Source organism: Pseudomonas sp. S3_A09 (assembly GCF_054668065.1).
Genome location: NZ_CP162752.1, coordinates 2,758,493 through 2,774,605 on the forward strand (window position 1 = coordinate 2,758,493; position 16,113 = coordinate 2,774,605).

The 16,113-nt window shown below is 55.7% G+C and carries 9 protein-coding genes; 7 read left to right on the plus strand and 2 right to left on the minus strand.

Going from position 1 to position 16,113, the window contains the following annotated elements:
- Positions 1 to 5: 5 nt before the first annotated feature.
- The 5 genes from AB4N92_RS13035 (at position 6) to AB4N92_RS13055 (ending at position 4,083) form a co-directional block, all read left to right on the plus strand.
- Positions 6 to 368 (plus strand): DUF4810 domain-containing protein, encoded by a 363-nt coding sequence (locus AB4N92_RS13035; RefSeq protein WP_010214227.1) that lies wholly within the window; start codon positions 6 to 8, stop codon positions 366 to 368.
- Positions 365 to 1,015, plus strand: coding sequence for a DUF799 domain-containing protein (locus AB4N92_RS13040; protein ID WP_010214226.1), 651 nt, complete (start codon positions 365 to 367; stop codon positions 1,013 to 1,015). Before AB4N92_RS13035 ends, AB4N92_RS13040 begins: the two co-directional genes overlap by 4 nt.
- 112 nt (positions 1,016 to 1,127) lie before the next feature.
- Positions 1,128 to 2,768 (plus strand): vWA domain-containing protein, encoded by a 1,641-nt coding sequence (locus AB4N92_RS13045; RefSeq protein ID WP_236267443.1) that lies wholly within the window; start codon positions 1,128 to 1,130, stop codon positions 2,766 to 2,768.
- A gap of 152 nt (positions 2,769 to 2,920) precedes the next feature.
- Positions 2,921 to 3,493 carry an RNA polymerase sigma factor gene (locus AB4N92_RS13050; RefSeq protein ID WP_010214223.1) on the plus strand — a complete coding sequence of 191 codons (573 nt, stop codon included), beginning with the start codon at positions 2,921 to 2,923 and terminating at the stop codon, positions 3,491 to 3,493.
- Entirely contained in the window at positions 3,490 to 4,083 is a 594-nt protein-coding gene (locus AB4N92_RS13055; RefSeq protein WP_044286442.1) for a hypothetical protein, read from the plus strand. The genes AB4N92_RS13050 and AB4N92_RS13055 overlap by 4 nt, the downstream gene beginning before the upstream one ends.
- A 486-nt stretch (positions 4,084 to 4,569) precedes the next feature.
- On the opposite strand, the gene AB4N92_RS13060 is transcribed toward AB4N92_RS13055, so the two are convergent.
- Positions 4,570 to 5,469 carry an alpha/beta fold hydrolase gene (locus tag AB4N92_RS13060; protein WP_460130249.1) on the minus strand — a complete coding sequence of 300 codons (900 nt, stop codon included), beginning with the start codon at positions 5,467 to 5,469 and terminating at the stop codon, positions 4,570 to 4,572.
- A 1,687-nt stretch (positions 5,470 to 7,156) separates the two neighbouring features.
- On the opposite strand from AB4N92_RS13060, the gene AB4N92_RS13065 reads away from it, so the two are divergent.
- Together AB4N92_RS13065 and AB4N92_RS13070 are read left to right on the plus strand one after the other, a co-directional pair.
- Positions 7,157 to 12,427, plus strand: a complete 5,271-nt coding sequence (locus AB4N92_RS13065) for a P-loop NTPase family protein (RefSeq protein WP_460130250.1) — start codon at positions 7,157 to 7,159, stop codon at positions 12,425 to 12,427.
- Between the two features lie 138 nt (positions 12,428 to 12,565).
- Positions 12,566 to 15,070 carry a VPA1262 family N-terminal domain-containing protein gene (locus AB4N92_RS13070; protein WP_460130251.1) on the plus strand — a complete coding sequence of 835 codons (2,505 nt, stop codon included), beginning with the start codon at positions 12,566 to 12,568 and terminating at the stop codon, positions 15,068 to 15,070.
- A 130-nt stretch (positions 15,071 to 15,200) separates the two neighbouring features.
- Here the strand turns inward: AB4N92_RS13070 and AB4N92_RS13075 are convergent, their stop codons facing one another.
- Positions 15,201 to 16,058: a hypothetical protein gene (locus AB4N92_RS13075; RefSeq protein ID WP_460130252.1), complete on the minus strand. Its 858-nt coding sequence runs from the start codon at positions 16,056 to 16,058 to the stop codon at positions 15,201 to 15,203.
- Positions 16,059 to 16,113: the final 55 nt, after the last annotated feature.

Sequence of the window (16,113 nt, forward strand, 5' to 3'; positions counted from 1 at the left end):
CAAGGATGAGCAAGGCAGTCAAGTTGGCGCTGATGCTGACAGCAGTGGCGACGGTCGCCGGGTGCCAGACGGCGCCCCAGCCGTTGTATCAATGGGAAAGTTATCAGCCGCAGGTTTACGAATACTTCAAGGGCGAGCCCAAGGAAGCGCAGGTCGAGGCGCTGGAGCGGGACCTGCAGAAGATCAACGCCAGTGGCCGCAAGGCCCCGCCGGGTTACCACGCCCACCTGGGCATGCTGTACCTGAGCCTGGGCAAGGATGACCAGATGGTGCAGGAATTCCGCACCGAGAAGGCGCTGTTCCCTGAGTCTGCCTCGTACATGGACTTTTTGCTGAAGAACGCCAAGACCGGAGTCGCCACTAAATGAGCCTGTTGAAACTCACGGGCGCCTTGCTGGCCCTGGCCCTGCTCGGCGGTTGCGCAGCCCCCAAGACCATTGATTACACGGCATACAAACAGGCACGACCAAAGTCGATCCTGGTCCTGCCGCCGATCAATGAGTCGCCGGAAGTGCAGGCGTCCTACAGCATGGTCTCGCAAGTGACCTACCCGCTGGCCGAAGCTGGCTACTACGTGTTGCCGATCGCCCTGGTGGACGAAACCTTCCGCCAGAACGGCCTGACCACCGCCAATGATATCCAGGCGGTGCCACCGGCCAAGCTGCATGACATCTTCGGCGCGGATTCGGCGTTGTACATCACCGTTACCAATTACGGCACCAAGTACATGCTGATCTCCAGCGACACTTCCGTGACGGCCTCGGCCAAACTGGTCGACCTGCGCACCGGCACCACCCTGTGGACCGGCTCGGCGCATGCGTCCAGCGAGGAAGGCAACAACAACGGCGGCGGCCTCATCGGCATGCTGATCACTGCGGCGGTCAAGCAAGTGATCAACAGCTCCACCGACGCGGCGCATCCGATTGCCGGTATCACCAGTGCGCGCCTGCTGTCGCCGGGTCAGCGTGCGGGGATCCTGTACGGTCCACGTAACCCGAAATACGGTACTGACTGATTGAGCGGTTCGGCGGGGCAGGTTTTCCTGTCCCGCCGAACGGTTTAACCCGAACAGCCAGCCTCTCGCGTCTGACCTTGTGAACGGATCATTCATTCACGAGGTTCAGCCCATGTCCCGTCCTCTGCTCTTCCTGCGTCCTGCTGCCCAGGGCTTTGCCGTTACCTTGCTGGTGACGCTGGCCGGTTGTGGGCTGTCCTCTTCCCATGATGCAGCCGAGCCTGCCGAAGCTGCGCCGGTCTCCGAGCTGCAAAGTGTCCCCGTACAAGGCGCATTGGTTAAACGCATGCCCATGCCTGCGCCCATGAGCGCACAAAGGGTGATGCAGGATTCCATCGCGATGGAATACCGCAGCGAACCCCGCGAACAATACGAAAACCTGCCGGACAACCCGGTGCATCGCGTGGCTGAAACGCCGGTTTCAACCTTCAGCGTGGATGTCGATACCGGCAGCTACGCCAACGTAAGACGCTTCCTCAACCAAGGCAGCCTGCCGCCCGAAGGCGCAGTGCGTCTGGAGGAAATGGTCAACTATTTTCCCTACAGCTACGCACTGCCCACCGACGGCTCGCCCTTCGGCGTGACCACCGAAGTGGCCGCCACACCGTGGAACCCTCGCACCCAGTTGCTGCGCATCGGCATCAAGGCCTCCGACCGCGCCGTGGCAGAGTTGGCGCCGGCCAACCTAGTGTTCCTGGTGGACGTGTCCGGCTCCATGGACCGCCGCGAAGGCTTGCCGCTGGTCAAAAGCACGCTGAAATTGCTGGTGGACCAGTTGCGTGAACAGGACCGTGTTTCGTTGGTGGTGTATGCCGGTGAATCCCGGGTGGTGCTCAAGCCTACCTCGGGTCGTGACAAGCAGAAGATCCGCAACGCCATCGACCAACTCACTGCCGGCGGCTCCACGGCGGGCGCGTCCGGCATCGAACTCGCCTACCAGATGGCCCGCGAAGGCTTTATCGACAAGGGCATCAATCGCATCCTGCTGGCCACCGACGGTGACTTCAACGTGGGCATCAGCGACTTCGACAGCCTCAAGCAGATGGCCGCCGAGCAGCGTAAAAGTGGCGTGTCTCTCACCACCCTGGGCTTCGGTGTGGATAACTACAACGAACACCTGATGGAACAACTGGCCGACGCGGGCGACGGTAACTACGCCTACATCGACACCCTGCGTGAAGCGCGCAAAGTGTTGGTGGACCAACTCAGTTCGACCCTGGCGGTCGTGGCTCGGGATGTGAAACTGCAGGTGGAATTCAACCCCGCACGCGTCAGCGAATATCGCCTGCTCGGCTATGAAAACCGCGCCTTGAAGCGTGAGGATTTCAACAACGACAAGGTCGACGCGGGTGAGATCGGTGCAGGGCATACGGTAACGGCGTTGTACGAAATTGTGCCGAAGGGCGAGAAGGGGTGGTTGGAGCCTTTGCGTTACGCGGCCGTGCCGGCGCCTGAGGAAAAATCCGCTGAGCTCGCGATGCTGCGTGTGCGCTACAAGCCTGCTGCGGGAGGTGACAGCCAGTTGATCGAGCGGCCCATCAGCACTGTTTCGGGCAAGGCCAGTGAAGACCTGCGTTTCGCCGCCGCCGTCGCTGCCTTCGCCCAACAGCTCAAGGGCGATGGCCGCTACACTGGTAGCATGAGCCTGCAGGACACCGCTGCACTGGCCCGCTCGGCCCGAGGCAATGACCCGTTCGGCCTGCGCAATGAGTTCGTACAACTGGTGGAACTGGCCCAAAGCCTCAAACACTGATTGCCCATGCAACGACGATCCAATGTGGGAGCTGGCTTGCCTGCGATAGCATCATTGCGGTGTGACTGAAACACCGAAGCCTCTGCATCGCGGGCAAGCCCGGCTCCCACAGGTCATCTGCATTGATCCATCGAAAGGAGTTCGCCACCTACATGGCCGTACCCGATGATTCACCCAGCGACGAAGCGCTACTGGCCCGCTACCGAACCGGCGACAGTGCCGCGTTCGAAGCCCTGTATGCGCGGCACCGCCAGGGCCTGTACCGATTCCTCGTATCCCTGAGCAACAAGGCCGAACTGGCCGAGGAAATCTACCAGGAAACCTGGCTCAGCCTGATCCGCAGCGCCACCCAGCCACAAGGCCGGGCGAGTTTTCGCACATGGCTGTTCCAGATCGCCCGCAACCGCCTGATCGACCATTGGCGCAAGCACGGCATCCACAACCCGCTGCACGACAGCTACGACGAGCAATTGCACGCCCAGGCCGACGACAGCGCCGGCCCCGAGCAGCAACTGAGCCTGAGCCGCGACCAGGCCCGCCTTGATGCAGCGCTGCAAGGCCTGCCCGAAGACCAGCGCGAAGTCTTCCTGCTGCGCCTGCACGGCGACCTCGAAGTGCCGCAAATCGCCGCCCTCACCGGCACCCCGCTGGAAACCGTCAAAAGCCGCCTGCGTTACGCCCAGCAGAAACTGCGCCGCCTGCTGGCCGAGGAGATACCCGCATGACCGACTCCCGACACACCCCGGACCCCGACGACGTGCTGCTCCAGCATTTCCGTCAACACAGCACCGGCGAACCGCCCGCGTCCCTCGACGCCTTCATCCTCAACGCCGCCCGCCGCGAAGCCCCAGCCCCGCAGCCGAACCTGTGGCAACGCTGGCTGCAAGCCTGCCAACGGCCACGCTGGCAAATGGCATTCGCCACCGTCGCAGGCGTGGCACTGATGATCGGCGTAGTGATGCGCTCGCCCGTGCCGCAACCCGAAATCTCCACCGCGACCTTCTCCGCACCTCAAGAGCAAGCCGCACGTCCAGCCCCGCCACCAATGTCCGCCCCTGCCCCCGTGGCCCGACTTGCCATCGCGCCCAAAGCCGAGAGTGCGCAAGTCATGGGCTCAATGGCGGACGAGTCGAGCACCCGACTCAGCAAGCGCGCGCCGGTGGCGCTACCTTCGTTGGAGGAGGGGTTGCAGGAGATTGTGAACCTGCGTGCGGCAGGGCAAAGCAAGGCAGCGGATGAGAAGCTGCTGGCGTTGCATCAGCGTTTTCCTGAGGAAGACTTGCCGGCGTTGTTGGAGGCGTTGCGGAAACGTTAAGCCGTCGACTGAAAGAAAGGCCCAGGTGTTTTGAGCTGGGGCTTTCTTGTTATATCTGGTGGCCCGGCGTCGTTTGAACTGGACAGTAAGAAGCCCGTATTCATTGGGTATGCTTGGTGTTGCTTCGGTTAGGCATACACGTGGGCATACACGGCGCTTCCTTCTGGCCTCTTTTTCGAAGTGTCCCCGCAGGGTAAAGCAACACCCAATGGTGGCTGATGTATTGCCATCCAGCTGAGTAGTTGCTTCTTCGTTCGACCTTCTGCCGCCAGTGAGGCGAGCGCAAGTGTGATGAATCCTGCATTTTCATCCAGGATATCCAGGCATTCGACTTGACCAGTCGTTTGCATCGGATCTGACTCATCACACTGAGTGGCCTTGGTCGGCAACAAACGGCCAATAGCGGACGGTCGGTGACCTGCAAGCACGGCTACGAATCCTGTACCGTTTTACGGCGACTCACCACTCTGGCAACTCCGTTGCCGTTCACTGGTTCAGGAACTTGATGACAGCACTGGCGAACAGTTCGGGCTGGTCGAGCATGATGAAGTGAAAACTGCCGTCAATGCGCCTGAAGCTGATGTTTGGGGTAGAAGCATAGGCGTTACGGAACATTGCATCGACGTGGGACGCTTCTACGCCGAAAAGCGCATCGTAGGCGTAGACGACCTCAACCGGCACCTTAATGTGCCCAAGCTCAGGCCGGAGGTCTGAGACCATCAATTCATACATGGCATCGGCCATGGTCTTTCGGTCCGAGTTTAACCCCGCCTCGACCAGGCCTGGCCTGACCGCTTCAGTTTTGGCGAGGCGGGCGATGGAGGCATGCTGCATGGCTTGCGCCTGCTCAGGCGTTGCCGCCAACATTGCATCACGCATTGCAGCCGCATGCGGGGCCGCCGTTTCACTGGTCGCGGAGGGATCAAAGAGCAAGGTGTAAAAGGGCATCGCATCGACAATCATCAGGCGTCCCACTTGATCAGGATGACGAGCACCTAGCATGAGTGCCGCCTCGCCACCCAACGAATGCCCGATGATGACCGGCGACTCGATGCGCTGGCTGCGGATGTATTCAGCGATCGCCTCGACCGTAGACGCGACTACTCTCCCGTCCGGATTGGATACAGCAGGCGAGCCGGCAAATCCAGCTACCTGTATAAGATGGAGCCGGTGGCTGAGTCTTAATCTGGAGGCCAAATCTGCCCATACTTCGTAGGACGACGCAAATCCTGGGATCAAGATGATATCTGTGCCCGAACCTTGTACCTGCACCGAGATACCCCCCTTGTTGACAGTGCCTGGCGGCAGGGGCGCAGACTGGGCTGGCGATGCAGACATCAGCGCCAAGAGCGTGCCGATCCCGGCAAAAATCATTCTTGCACGCATTGAACTGCCCTTTTCGCGCAGTGAGTAGTGACGTTTACACCGACAGGTAGGCCGCTTAACGGGTTCATAGCCACTCCTTTGACTGAATAAGTATTGCCACTATACGGCGCCCCAAGACATCAGAAAACTATCCCCGCCTGCAATTTATGGCGTCCGCTTCGAGTCGACTTCTGCCAATCAGGGCCAGCCAGTGTGCTGGTCAAGTCCGATGCGAACGACTTGCCAAGTCGAATGCAAATGAGTGGGCAAGTGCAATGCGAATGGGTGGTCAGGTTGAGTGCAATTACCCACCCTAGAGGCCACCAACAATGTGGCGTAGGGCCACTTTGGAAAGGCAGCATGAGAGCACATATCCAGCCCCCCTCCAAAACTGGTGTAACCGGTGTTACGAGTGTAACGCCCTTCACCAAACGCCCGTTTTCATTGGCTTTCATGCCTGTTACACAGTTGAGCGACATAGCGTACCCCCGATGTAACGCTGCCCCTGCGTGTAACGCTAAAGTCAGCATCCGGGTGTTGTGGGCAGGCGCGTTGTGCTCGAGCCTACCAAGCGAATTTCGCGGGCTCCGCCTTTCGATGAGAGGAAATCACGCTGGGGACCCTGTGAGCTTTAGCTTCACACGGGGCATGAAACCCGCGGGATCGAGTTAGTGGGAGGTGCCGGAAGTTACTGAAATTTCAATCGTTGAAATTGAAAGGATCTTGAAGAAAAAGGGCCATCGTTACAGCTTCGGTAAAGGTGGCTGTATTTGTTGCGGATAGTGAACACCTCCATTGCGTCAACCATGGTGACGGGTGTCAACCACGTCAACCTGTCAACCAACTTAAAAAATCCAGCCGCTAACACGAACGCGCGGGTTCTATGCCCCGTGTCTATCCGAAATTCCCAGGGTCCCCAGCGGCTTTCCGATTCATAGGGCAAATGCACTGGTGAACAGCAGTTCACCTGGTTCACCTGTTCACTAAGCTGGGCACCTTTCCGCTGACACGATCACGCGGGTTCTATGCCCCGTGTCTTTCCGAATTACCTAGGGTCCCCAGCAAGGTTTCTCGTCATATGAAAATGCACTGGTGAACAGCACACTAAGTTGGGCACCTTTCCGCTGAAACGGTAATGCGGGTTCCTACCTTATACCTAGTCAACTCTCTCGGGGGGCCTGAGATTTTGAAATAGGAACCGCACACCCGTGACGTCCATCGCTGAAGGTTTATCCACCAGCGGGGCTGGGGGGTAAAAGTTGGTGTTACAGGTGCCAAAATTTAATCTATGTATATGATTAATATACTTTTAATTGTTACGTTTCTGTGATGTTCGATCTCAATAGGGTGCTACAAGCGGTGCGGAGGTTACATCACTAGGGGATATTTGAACTCACAGCTCCCAGTATTGGCGCATCTCTATATGAGCACGCTCTCAGTCCATTCGTTTTCATCTGCGACGGGGAGCTAAAGGATATTCGGCATCGTCCGCTTTCTTTTTGGAGGCTTTCCTGAGGACTGTCCCGGGTGTTGCCAGCGCGGTGGCTTCGGTACCTCCTCGGCTGTACACTTTGCGAGTGAAACTCAGTGTTGATGAGCGATCAATCGGTTACCTGCGAGGCGCTTCCAGCTCAACTTAAAGCTGTGTCGAGCTTGCACCCCTGTTATTGCCAGCAAATATGGCACAGCTATAAGCAATCGGAAGCTAATGGCCTCATCTAAGAAGACATCAACGTCGAAAGTACCTCGCAGTGGCAGCGCTACCCCCTCTTACGCGACGCTGCGATCGACAAGCGGCGCCGGGTTCGAGTTCGAGGATCTGATAAGCGCATGGCAGTTGGTGAAGGCCCTGTCAGGTGAGCAGGCACCAGGTATCGGTGGGGTGGTCACGCAGGTTCAGGCCCAAGTCTCTGCCTTAGGGTGGGGCATTGACGATCTGCTGCTGACTGTTCAAGGCACCACCGCGCTCCGGCGCCTTGCGATCTCGGCGAAGGGTAATTTGCAGGTGACCGCGGCTGGCCTCCCATCTGACTTCGTGACGCGCGCTTGGGAACTGTGGCGTGATCCGCAGGGATTGTTCAACCGCGCATTCGACGGTCTGGCCTTGGTCACTCTAGGCACCCAAAAGACATTCGACCCTGCTTGGCGTGAAGTGAAGAACGCGTGCAGCGGCACAGATATTTCGCTTGCTATGAGCCGTATCCGCAGTAACAGGAATCAGTCGGGTGTCTTCAACAGCGTCCAAAAACCGGGCGGCGCGTCCGACGAGGAAACGATTGAGCTTATTCGCCGCATACACGTGCTGCCCACCGACTTGCAGCTTGCACACTCCGAGAACAAGCTCCAGGCCATAGCGCAATGCCGGCGCTTGCTTGAGTCCGGCAGCGATGACGAAGCGCAGGCTCTTTGGAATGGACTCGTTGACGTCGCGAAGGAGGTTCGCCTTCGCAGCGGGACTATTACCGTCCTGGACCTTTTGTCCTCGCTCCGAGGCCAGTTCGGCCTCCGTCATCATCCTGACTTCGAACGCGATTGGGAGACACTCTTCAGCATCACCGCAGATCACAAGGCTCGCATAGAGACGCAGTTACCGTCTGGCTACGCAGTCCCACGAACAGCGGAGAAGGCGTCGCTCCAGTCCGCTATCGCCGAACAGCCAATCACTGTGGTGTTCGGAGAGTCGGGCTCAGGCAAGTCAGCACTGGTCAAATCTGTGTTGGACGACGAGTATCTGTCTTGGAGCCAAGTGTGGTTCGGTCCGGAAGAACTGAAGACAGCGCTTAGTGCTGCGCGCCGCGGCACTCTTCCTCTGAGGCACGAACTCTCGCTGGTGCTAAACGCAACGGTGAAGCCGCATAATGTGTTGGTCATCGACTCTGCGGAGCGTATCGAGGCCCGCGAGTTCGTTGTCATCCGCCAACTGCTTAGAGTTATTTTACCAAGTGATAGCGCAGAGACCGAGGGGCCGTGGCGTGTCATTATCGTCATGCAGACTCAGAGTTGGGTCGAGGGCGAAGAGACGATACTCGACGGTCGGAAAGCGCATCCTTTTGAGGTAGAAACGCTCAAGCACGATGCAGTAAAGCTAGCGCTTTTGCCTTCACTCACCTTGAGCTGGTTGGCCGGGCATGACGAGACCATCGCGGCGCTGACGAACTTGCGGGCATTGGCGTGGGTCATCAAGGCGGGTGCGGCGCTGGGGGGTAACGCTGATGGATTGGCGTCTCACACTGCCATCGCCGATCGCCTCTGGAAGTATTGGACGAATGACCGCTCCGATGTGAAGGCTTTGATGATGCGGCTCGCCCAGCGAGAAGCATCGTTCGAGCGAAGCTTCGCGCTAACTGACCTGGAACCGGCGGACACGGCGACTCTCACGCCCTGCCCAGACGAGCTCCCGCTTCGCCTAAACGCGCGGACCAACCGCATCGAGTTCGAGCACGATCTCGCGGCGGATTGGGCGCGCTTCCAGTTCTTGAAGCAGATTTGGACAGACACGTCGAAGTGGTCCGCCTTTGCCGCTAATCCGCTCTGGACGAACGCACTCAGGATGCTGGGCCAGTTTTTACTTCGACAGCCTGCCGAGATTGGCACCGCCTGGGACCTCGCTTTTGGGGCTGCGGAAGCCGCGGGGAACGACCTAGCAGGTAACATCCTTCTTGATGCGCTCTGCTTGGATTCTGACGCCGAACGTTTCCTGACCGAACACGTCGATCTCCTGCTCGACGATGGGGCGAAATACTTCACCAAGCTGCTCCAGCGCTTCCACCACATCGCGACGGTGCCTGCCGGCGGCGGAATGAAACTGAATGCTTCAGCCGGCTTGTACATTGAAGCGCAGTACCGATCTATTGTTCTCGGCCGTTGGCTGCCCGTTCTACGCTTCCTCATTGTGCAGCGAGAGCGTCTGGCGGGGCTGGTTTCATCAGCTCTAGCGAAGGTTATTGAGACCTGGTTGACGAAGACTCCACTTAGACTGAGTAATGGCAATCTGATGCCTTTTCGTCTGGAGATGGCGGAGATGGCGCTGGCCATGGCTCGGACCGTGCAGGTTGAGAAGGGGTGCGGCGTGATGTATTTGACGCATGAGCCGACGCTGTATACCGCGTCACTGGCTGGAGCGGCCGATTTGCCAACCGAGGTCGGAAACTGGGCACTTGAACTCTCAGGACGTCGAGAAGTCGACGCTGAGGTCACGCGCCGCATTGCCGATGGTCTGCTACAGAAGACGATGAAACACTCTGCGCGCCTGAAGACAGATGCTGGATATAAGGCTCGATACATAGAACGAAAGCAGATGCCGCGTGCTCTGGGATCGCGTCGCGAGCGATTGCCGCCTTGGCCGCTAGGTGCTAGCGAAAAGGTAGATATAGATTTTCGGACAGCCTGCATCAAAGAGAAAGGTCTCCAGCCTCTGATGCGTACACAGCCTAAGTTGGCGGCCGAAATACTGCTTGCACTTATCATCGAAGACCGGCCGGAAGAGGAGTACGTCTCTGGGCGGTTCCGGATGAATCTCGGTCTCGAATACTCCCAGGATGCTTACCCGACTGCCTTCTGGAAAAGCCCATTCTTCCACTTCCTCAATCTGGCTCCTGAAATGGCGCTCACCTCGCTCATCGCGTTGGTGAACTTCTGCACCGAGCGCTGGTGCGCCGAATATATGAGGGGGCAAACCGACGAGGCCCCTGGAGTTACGCTGCTATTTGCGGACAGGTCTGAGAAGACCTTTTCTGGCTGGCGGCAGGTTTTCGGCTGGCCGCAGTCCAATGAGTCGATGCATAGTGGACAGCTGTTTTGTGCTCTCGATGCATTGGAGCGCTGGCTTACGATGAGGCTCGACGAGGGAGCCGACATTTCCTTTTATATCGAGAAAATATTCCGCGAAGGAAACTCTGCAGCGCTCGTCAGCGTGCTCCTCAACATCGCTAAGTATCGGCCGTCTCTACTTACAGGGTCGCTCGCACCTCTGATTACGTTCCCTGACCTGTTCTATTGGGACAGTATTCGAGTGAAACAGGTTGGCCATAACTTTATTGACTGGGGCTGGCTCAGGGACGGCAAGACGATATTTGACTTCGCCCGTGATTGGATTCTTGCTCCTCATCGTCAGAAAATGTTCCTCCATGTCGTTGTCGAGCTTCTACGGACCCACGACGACGTCGCGCAGCGTCTTCTAGCGCTGTTGCCGACCTGGGGGCATCCTGAAGATCCGAAGGAGGCGTTGGAATTCAAGCTGATATTCGCTGCGCTCGACCGGGCCAACTACCAGACCATCACCGACCCTGCGACGGGCGCTCAGAGTGAGGAGCTTGTTTACCCAGAGGAATTACGACTCGCAGTGCAGTTGTGGCAGGCTGAGGGCGCGTCAACTCTTGAATATCTGTTACTACCGGATCGCTGTGAGAAGCTGCTTCGGGGAGGCCAGTTGCTCACCGACGTCGACGCAGCATACCTCTTTAATCTTTTTCAGGAGTGTGAGACCAGAGCGGAAGATGAAGGGGAGAGCGCGAAGTCGAAATGCCGTCTCGCTGCTGCCGCTACACTCGTAGTATTGGGTGGCGTTTGGCTCATCCGGAACCCCGAAGCACAGAAGCACGTACTTGAAGTGGTGCGCGCCTGTACGGAGTCTGTCGCGTCCACAGTAGAAGAGATTCGCAGTCAACGCTCTGGGAGTGCCAATGATGAGTTGAAGTTCGTCACCTATGCAGTCATGCACCTGTGGCTCGCAGGTGGAGATAACGCTCGGGAATGGGAGACCGCCGTCCTGCGTCTTCTGACAAGCTGCAACACGAAAGCGACCGCCGTTGTGATCGATGTCGCCTACGCCAATCGAGAGCAGCTAGGTACCACTTGGTGGCGGCTGCTCCGAGCCGGGCTCCTTTGGGCTGGTCTCATCCTGCTAGCTCCGCGTCATGGTGAATCCGACAATGCTGGGCACGTCTGGAAGGTTTGGCTCGCGCGGCTGAGGCGTTTTCCGCTTCGTGGACCGAAAGCGACTCCGGATGAGCTCGATTTCAAGCGGGTTGTCGAGGGCCGAGAACGTTTGGACTTTCAGCGCCAGACGCGGCTCTATAATGCGGGTTCCCAAACTTGGCGCGGAAAGCCAGAGCGTGTACTAGGTGGTTCGCTGGATGGTCAGACCCTAGAAGTTCTGTTTAACTGGCTCATCGAGGGTAACGGCACTGGCGACCACGCTCTCGATACGCGTTTGGCGCTGCGCATCTGGAATTACGACAGCACGCGTGCAAAGTCGCGCTCGAAGGAGCATGGCGAGTACGACTTGCCAAGCCAGGACCTCGGCTACGACATCCTTCAGAAGCTCGGCGCCCTCTCGCTTGCTTCGCCAGAAGGGGAAGACCGCGCGGTTTGGGAGCCAGTTCTCGTCCACGGCCCGGCCGCACACGTCGCACTGCAGCACTTCATTCGCAGCTTGTTCCTGCGCCTCGGAAAAGGCGATGACCCGGTAGCGTTTGAGCGTGTCTGGCGAGCTATTGCGGAGTACGGCCTCTCAGCCGATTGGTCCCAACCTGGCCTCTGGTACTATGGAGAGCGTTTGACTTGCGACCTGCTTGGCTTCGGAAACGAAGACGCCCTGTCCCGGCTGCGCCCAGGCGCGGCTTTGCGAATGAAAGACTTCTATAATCGCTGGGCCGCTACACACCTGACTCGCAACGAAGAATGCGTGACCCGTTTCTGCCACTTCTTGACGACAGAGTTCGGAGCTCCACTTCGGCTCGACGGGCTAACTTGGCTGGCCGCCATGTTGAAGGAGCGCGAGCCTCCAGGTCGCTGGTACCGCGAGGATACGAGCGAGGCATTAGTGAGACTGGTGGCGACTGCATTGACCTCCGACGCCCAGGCCCTGTCAAAACATGCTGAGGCGCGGCATGCGCTTATCCAGGTAGCGGCAGCACTTGCTGCCATTAACATTCCTGTCGCCCTGGCTCTCCAAGAACGTATTAAGCAGCTGCGATAGGCCTGTCGGCTTGACGAAAGTTAGCTAGCCCCTAATCTCAATGTGTTTAATTAGCGGGTTGCTGACTTTTGTGCCAGGCCGTAATTCCCAATAGCTACCATTTTATTCCGCAGCGAATATCTCAAGGAGCGTGAGAGTATGTCGGTCGCAATAACCGTATTTGGTGTTTCTATAAACTTACAAAATCCAATCGTTTGTTATGTTTTGCTGAGAAGCGTGCGCGGTTCTGGTGCTTATCCAAAGCCACATTTACCGTCAAAGCTTGGAGATAATGAGGCATATAGTACAGCTTTACCAGATAGTTCTGCGACGCTCTTGGTTTGGGAAAAAATATTATCCAGCGAAGAAGAGGTTTTCATCTTAAGCGACATGGGCTGCGGGCAGATATCAATACCTGACGAATGCCCTATTGCTGGAGGTAATACTATAACTGGAGCGCCATTTGGGCCGCTTGTTATAGATGAGGGGGCGCAGCGCACGAGTGTTACTGGCGTAGGGAGTCTTTGCAGGAAAGGTATCGCTGGAGAACAGATATTTAATGAAGTATTGAAAGAGCTAAACGAGCAGCTAGTCCAAGGGACCTTACCTAAGGTTCTGCAGGCAATCATCCTAAAAATTGGTGAATTATCAGGGCTTGGGGAAGTACTGGAGTCGCGACAAGTAATAGGCGTTGTAGACTTTTTTTACCGTAGAACCTTCGTAGATGGATTGGATGGACCTCTTTTCGAGATATTGTCAAACAGGCCAAGCCTCCGAACGAGAGATCCAATGATTGAATTTGAAATTAAGCGTTGCAATCAGGGGGTAAGTAAAGGTTATACGCTGCATGTTGCGCTTTCAAATTATGATGAATTGCTAAAGTCTCAACTTGTTCATTTTGCTGAGGATCAGCAAGAGGCTAAAATTTCTGCGTTCGCTCATGTTACGGATATAGAGGTTTCCGTATTTGATTTGTCGGGCGAGCTAGTTGATAAAATCAAAAATCAGTTTCCTCAGAGTATAGATGTTGGACTCTCAGTTCTTGGTGGGCATGATTTGATGCCGCCACCTTTTCGCGGAGCGAAAAACTCTGCTGATTTGGAAGCTAGAAGCAAAATCGTGACATCTTCATTTGAAGCGGCGTCTATTGCGAATCGATCAGGTGCGCTGGATACTCTTAGAAAGCAAGCTGCAGAAATTGTTTCATTGATAGGCACTCGAATTGCGGTTTTGGAAAACATATGGTTCGAGCGCGGTATGGAAGGACAGCTTGCGGTAATTCGTTGGATCAAAAAGAAACTAGAACAGCCTAGCGTCTCCGAAGCATACCTAGTCGATCCCTTTCTAGGTAGCGAGGCGTTCAGTCGTGTCGTTGCTCGACAGGGAAATCAATCAGCAATACTTAATATTATTATCTCTCCAGGCCAAAAAAATCCAGACTCTAACTCCGCCGATGATACTGATACTAATGGGGTTTCTGACTATCTCGAAAAATTAAAGTCTACCGCTTCTGAACTGTGCGAAAAACTAGCGGGGAAGATTTCTATCTTCCATATAAAGCGTGGGGGAGGAACTAAGCAAGCCTTTCATGATCGCTATATATGTATCGTCAGTAATAAAGGTCTCCCGTCCGTATATCTACTGTCCAATAGCCTAAGTAAAGCGGCTGGGGTTTGGCCTTTCGCCATTTGTGCACTAAATCAAGTTAACTCTTGGCGTGTGTACGCGTATATTCTTGAGCTTGTTCGCAGCAACTCAACCTCAAATGAGTATAGCTCCGAGCTTGTATGGGATAACACTAGTTTGAATTCGGTAGCTGTAAAGGTTTCGGCTTCAGAGCTTCAGCCCGAAGTGAGGCCGCCGCAGATAATGAAAATAAATAAATTTCTACAGGGGCTTAGGGAAATAGTTGTAAGGAACTCCACGGCCCAGGGTAGAATTAACGAATATGTTATGGGCTTTTTAGCCGATTTGCCTGATGGGGTCGATACAGATGTATTCGGGGATGCCCTATTTAAGGTGTCTAGTCATAGGGATGCGGTCCTCGCACTAGTTTCGAGCTTGTTTAGACGTGCAGGCCAAATCAGAGTGGCAAGTATTCTAGATGAAAAAATGCTTGATCAATTTCTGGAAAGTCTGCCTCGGCCGGACGAAAGAAGAATATCATTTATCCCTAGCGAGTCTCGCTCTTCCGTTTTTAGTAACCTAAGTTCAACAATACTTAGGAAGCCCAATGCGACCAATTTTTTACTGCGGTCATTCAATCCTAGGATGCGCCAACTAATATCGTTGATTGAAACACAACGGTACGGTTATGAGTTTGATGCGCACGAAGCCGGTTTAATGTTGGCAATTATTGCCTTAGATGTCGCGGCCAGTCCGACTGCCGGCTCATTGCAAAGCAGAGAAGGACTAGCTGCCGATTACATTCATTGGGTAGGGCGGTTAATGCGGTCGAGTGTTGTTTCAGTAAAATACAGCGAAGGAGGAATTTTAATTCCCGAGTGGTCGCAAGACTTATTTATGATAGCTCAAAGGCTTTCAGATGTGAGTCGTGAGCTTGGTAGCGTTTTGGATCCAGCGTTCGCCAGAATTGATGATGATCCATGGGTTTCACCGCTTTTCAAAAGTGTCTTGGCAAGTTCATTGACCAATAAAATTTGACACATTGTCGTGCTTAGCTCGTTGAACATTGTCCCAAACCATGTATTCGCACGATGATTCGTTATGTACCTCGACCAGGTGTGGAATGCTAGAAGGAGTAAACAGCCCGCGATAGCGGGCTGATTCTTGGCTAGGCGGCGAGCAGGTCGTCCAGGGAGATGTTACGGGCGACTGCGGCCAAATCGGAACGATCAAGTTTGGAATGGAAGGGGCCGAAGCGAGGCAAATTCAATCCGGACAAGGCATCGCCCATTCCCCCTTTTTCGTAGCTGACGGCAACTATACGCGCGCCCAAAGCCATCAGACGTTCGGTTGCGGCATTCCACTCCTCGTTCAACGCAAATCCTACTGCACTCAATGCTGTGGCCTTAGCTTCATCGCAACGTTGGCGGGCACTCGTGATTTGAGCCTCAATAGTATCAAGCTCGACTTGCAAGGCACCCAGTATCAGGTCTTGCCTTCTGACCTGCTCGTCCGTTGTGGCCAGGTGCTTAGCGGCCTTTTGCATTTCGCCGCTTGCTGATTTTTCTCCTTCCGTATCACCGCTTGCGAGACTTTTGGCGTAGGACGTTGCAGCGTCGCGCTCGGCTTGTTGCGCCTTTTCTAGTGCTTGATCGGCTTCAGATTGAATCGCCTTAAACCGCTCACTCAAGTGCGCTCTTTTTCGCCCCAACGCTTCTGTTTCAGCTGTTGCATCGGTCATTGCTTGGATGGATTCGACTTTGATTTGATCGTTTTTTTCCAGGCGTTCTAGGTGTTGAATCTTCCGGTCAATTGCTGCCAAGTCGTGAGGTATCGCTCGTATACGAGCTTCGGCACTGGATATTTTATCCGCAGCTTCGCTGGCTTCCGGGCTTCCAATTGGGTTGCCAATAGCACTGAAACCACGCGGCGCATTACGCCACTCGGTTTCTAGTTGTGGAAGGCTTTGTTCCAGGGCTTCCAGCTCTTGAATCAGGGCGGCTTGTTGCTGTTTTAGCTGGTTCATGTTGAGTTCCTAAAGGTGAGAGGTTGATTGATTTTTTTCCGCTGGCGGGCCAGGC

Excerpts from the sequence above, each read along its gene's own strand:
- AB4N92_RS13035 (WP_010214227.1), top strand. The coding sequence starts at position 6 with ATGAGCAAGGCAGTCAAGTTGGCGCTGATGCTGACAGCAGTGGCGACG.
- AB4N92_RS13040 (WP_010214226.1), top strand. The coding sequence starts at position 365 with ATGAGCCTGTTGAAACTCACGGGCGCCTTGCTGGCCCTGGCCCTGCTC.
- AB4N92_RS13045 (WP_236267443.1), top strand. The coding sequence starts at position 1,128 with ATGTCCCGTCCTCTGCTCTTCCTGCGTCCTGCTGCCCAGGGCTTTGCC.
- AB4N92_RS13050 (WP_010214223.1), top strand. The coding sequence starts at position 2,921 with ATGGCCGTACCCGATGATTCACCCAGCGACGAAGCGCTACTGGCCCGC.
- AB4N92_RS13055 (WP_044286442.1), top strand. The coding sequence starts at position 3,490 with ATGACCGACTCCCGACACACCCCGGACCCCGACGACGTGCTGCTCCAG.
- AB4N92_RS13060 (WP_460130249.1), bottom strand. The coding sequence starts at position 5,469 with ATGCGTGCAAGAATGATTTTTGCCGGGATCGGCACGCTCTTGGCGCTG.
- AB4N92_RS13065 (WP_460130250.1), top strand. The coding sequence starts at position 7,157 with ATGGCCTCATCTAAGAAGACATCAACGTCGAAAGTACCTCGCAGTGGC.
- AB4N92_RS13070 (WP_460130251.1), top strand. The coding sequence starts at position 12,566 with ATGTCGGTCGCAATAACCGTATTTGGTGTTTCTATAAACTTACAAAAT.
- AB4N92_RS13075 (WP_460130252.1), bottom strand. The coding sequence starts at position 16,058 with ATGAACCAGCTAAAACAGCAACAAGCCGCCCTGATTCAAGAGCTGGAA.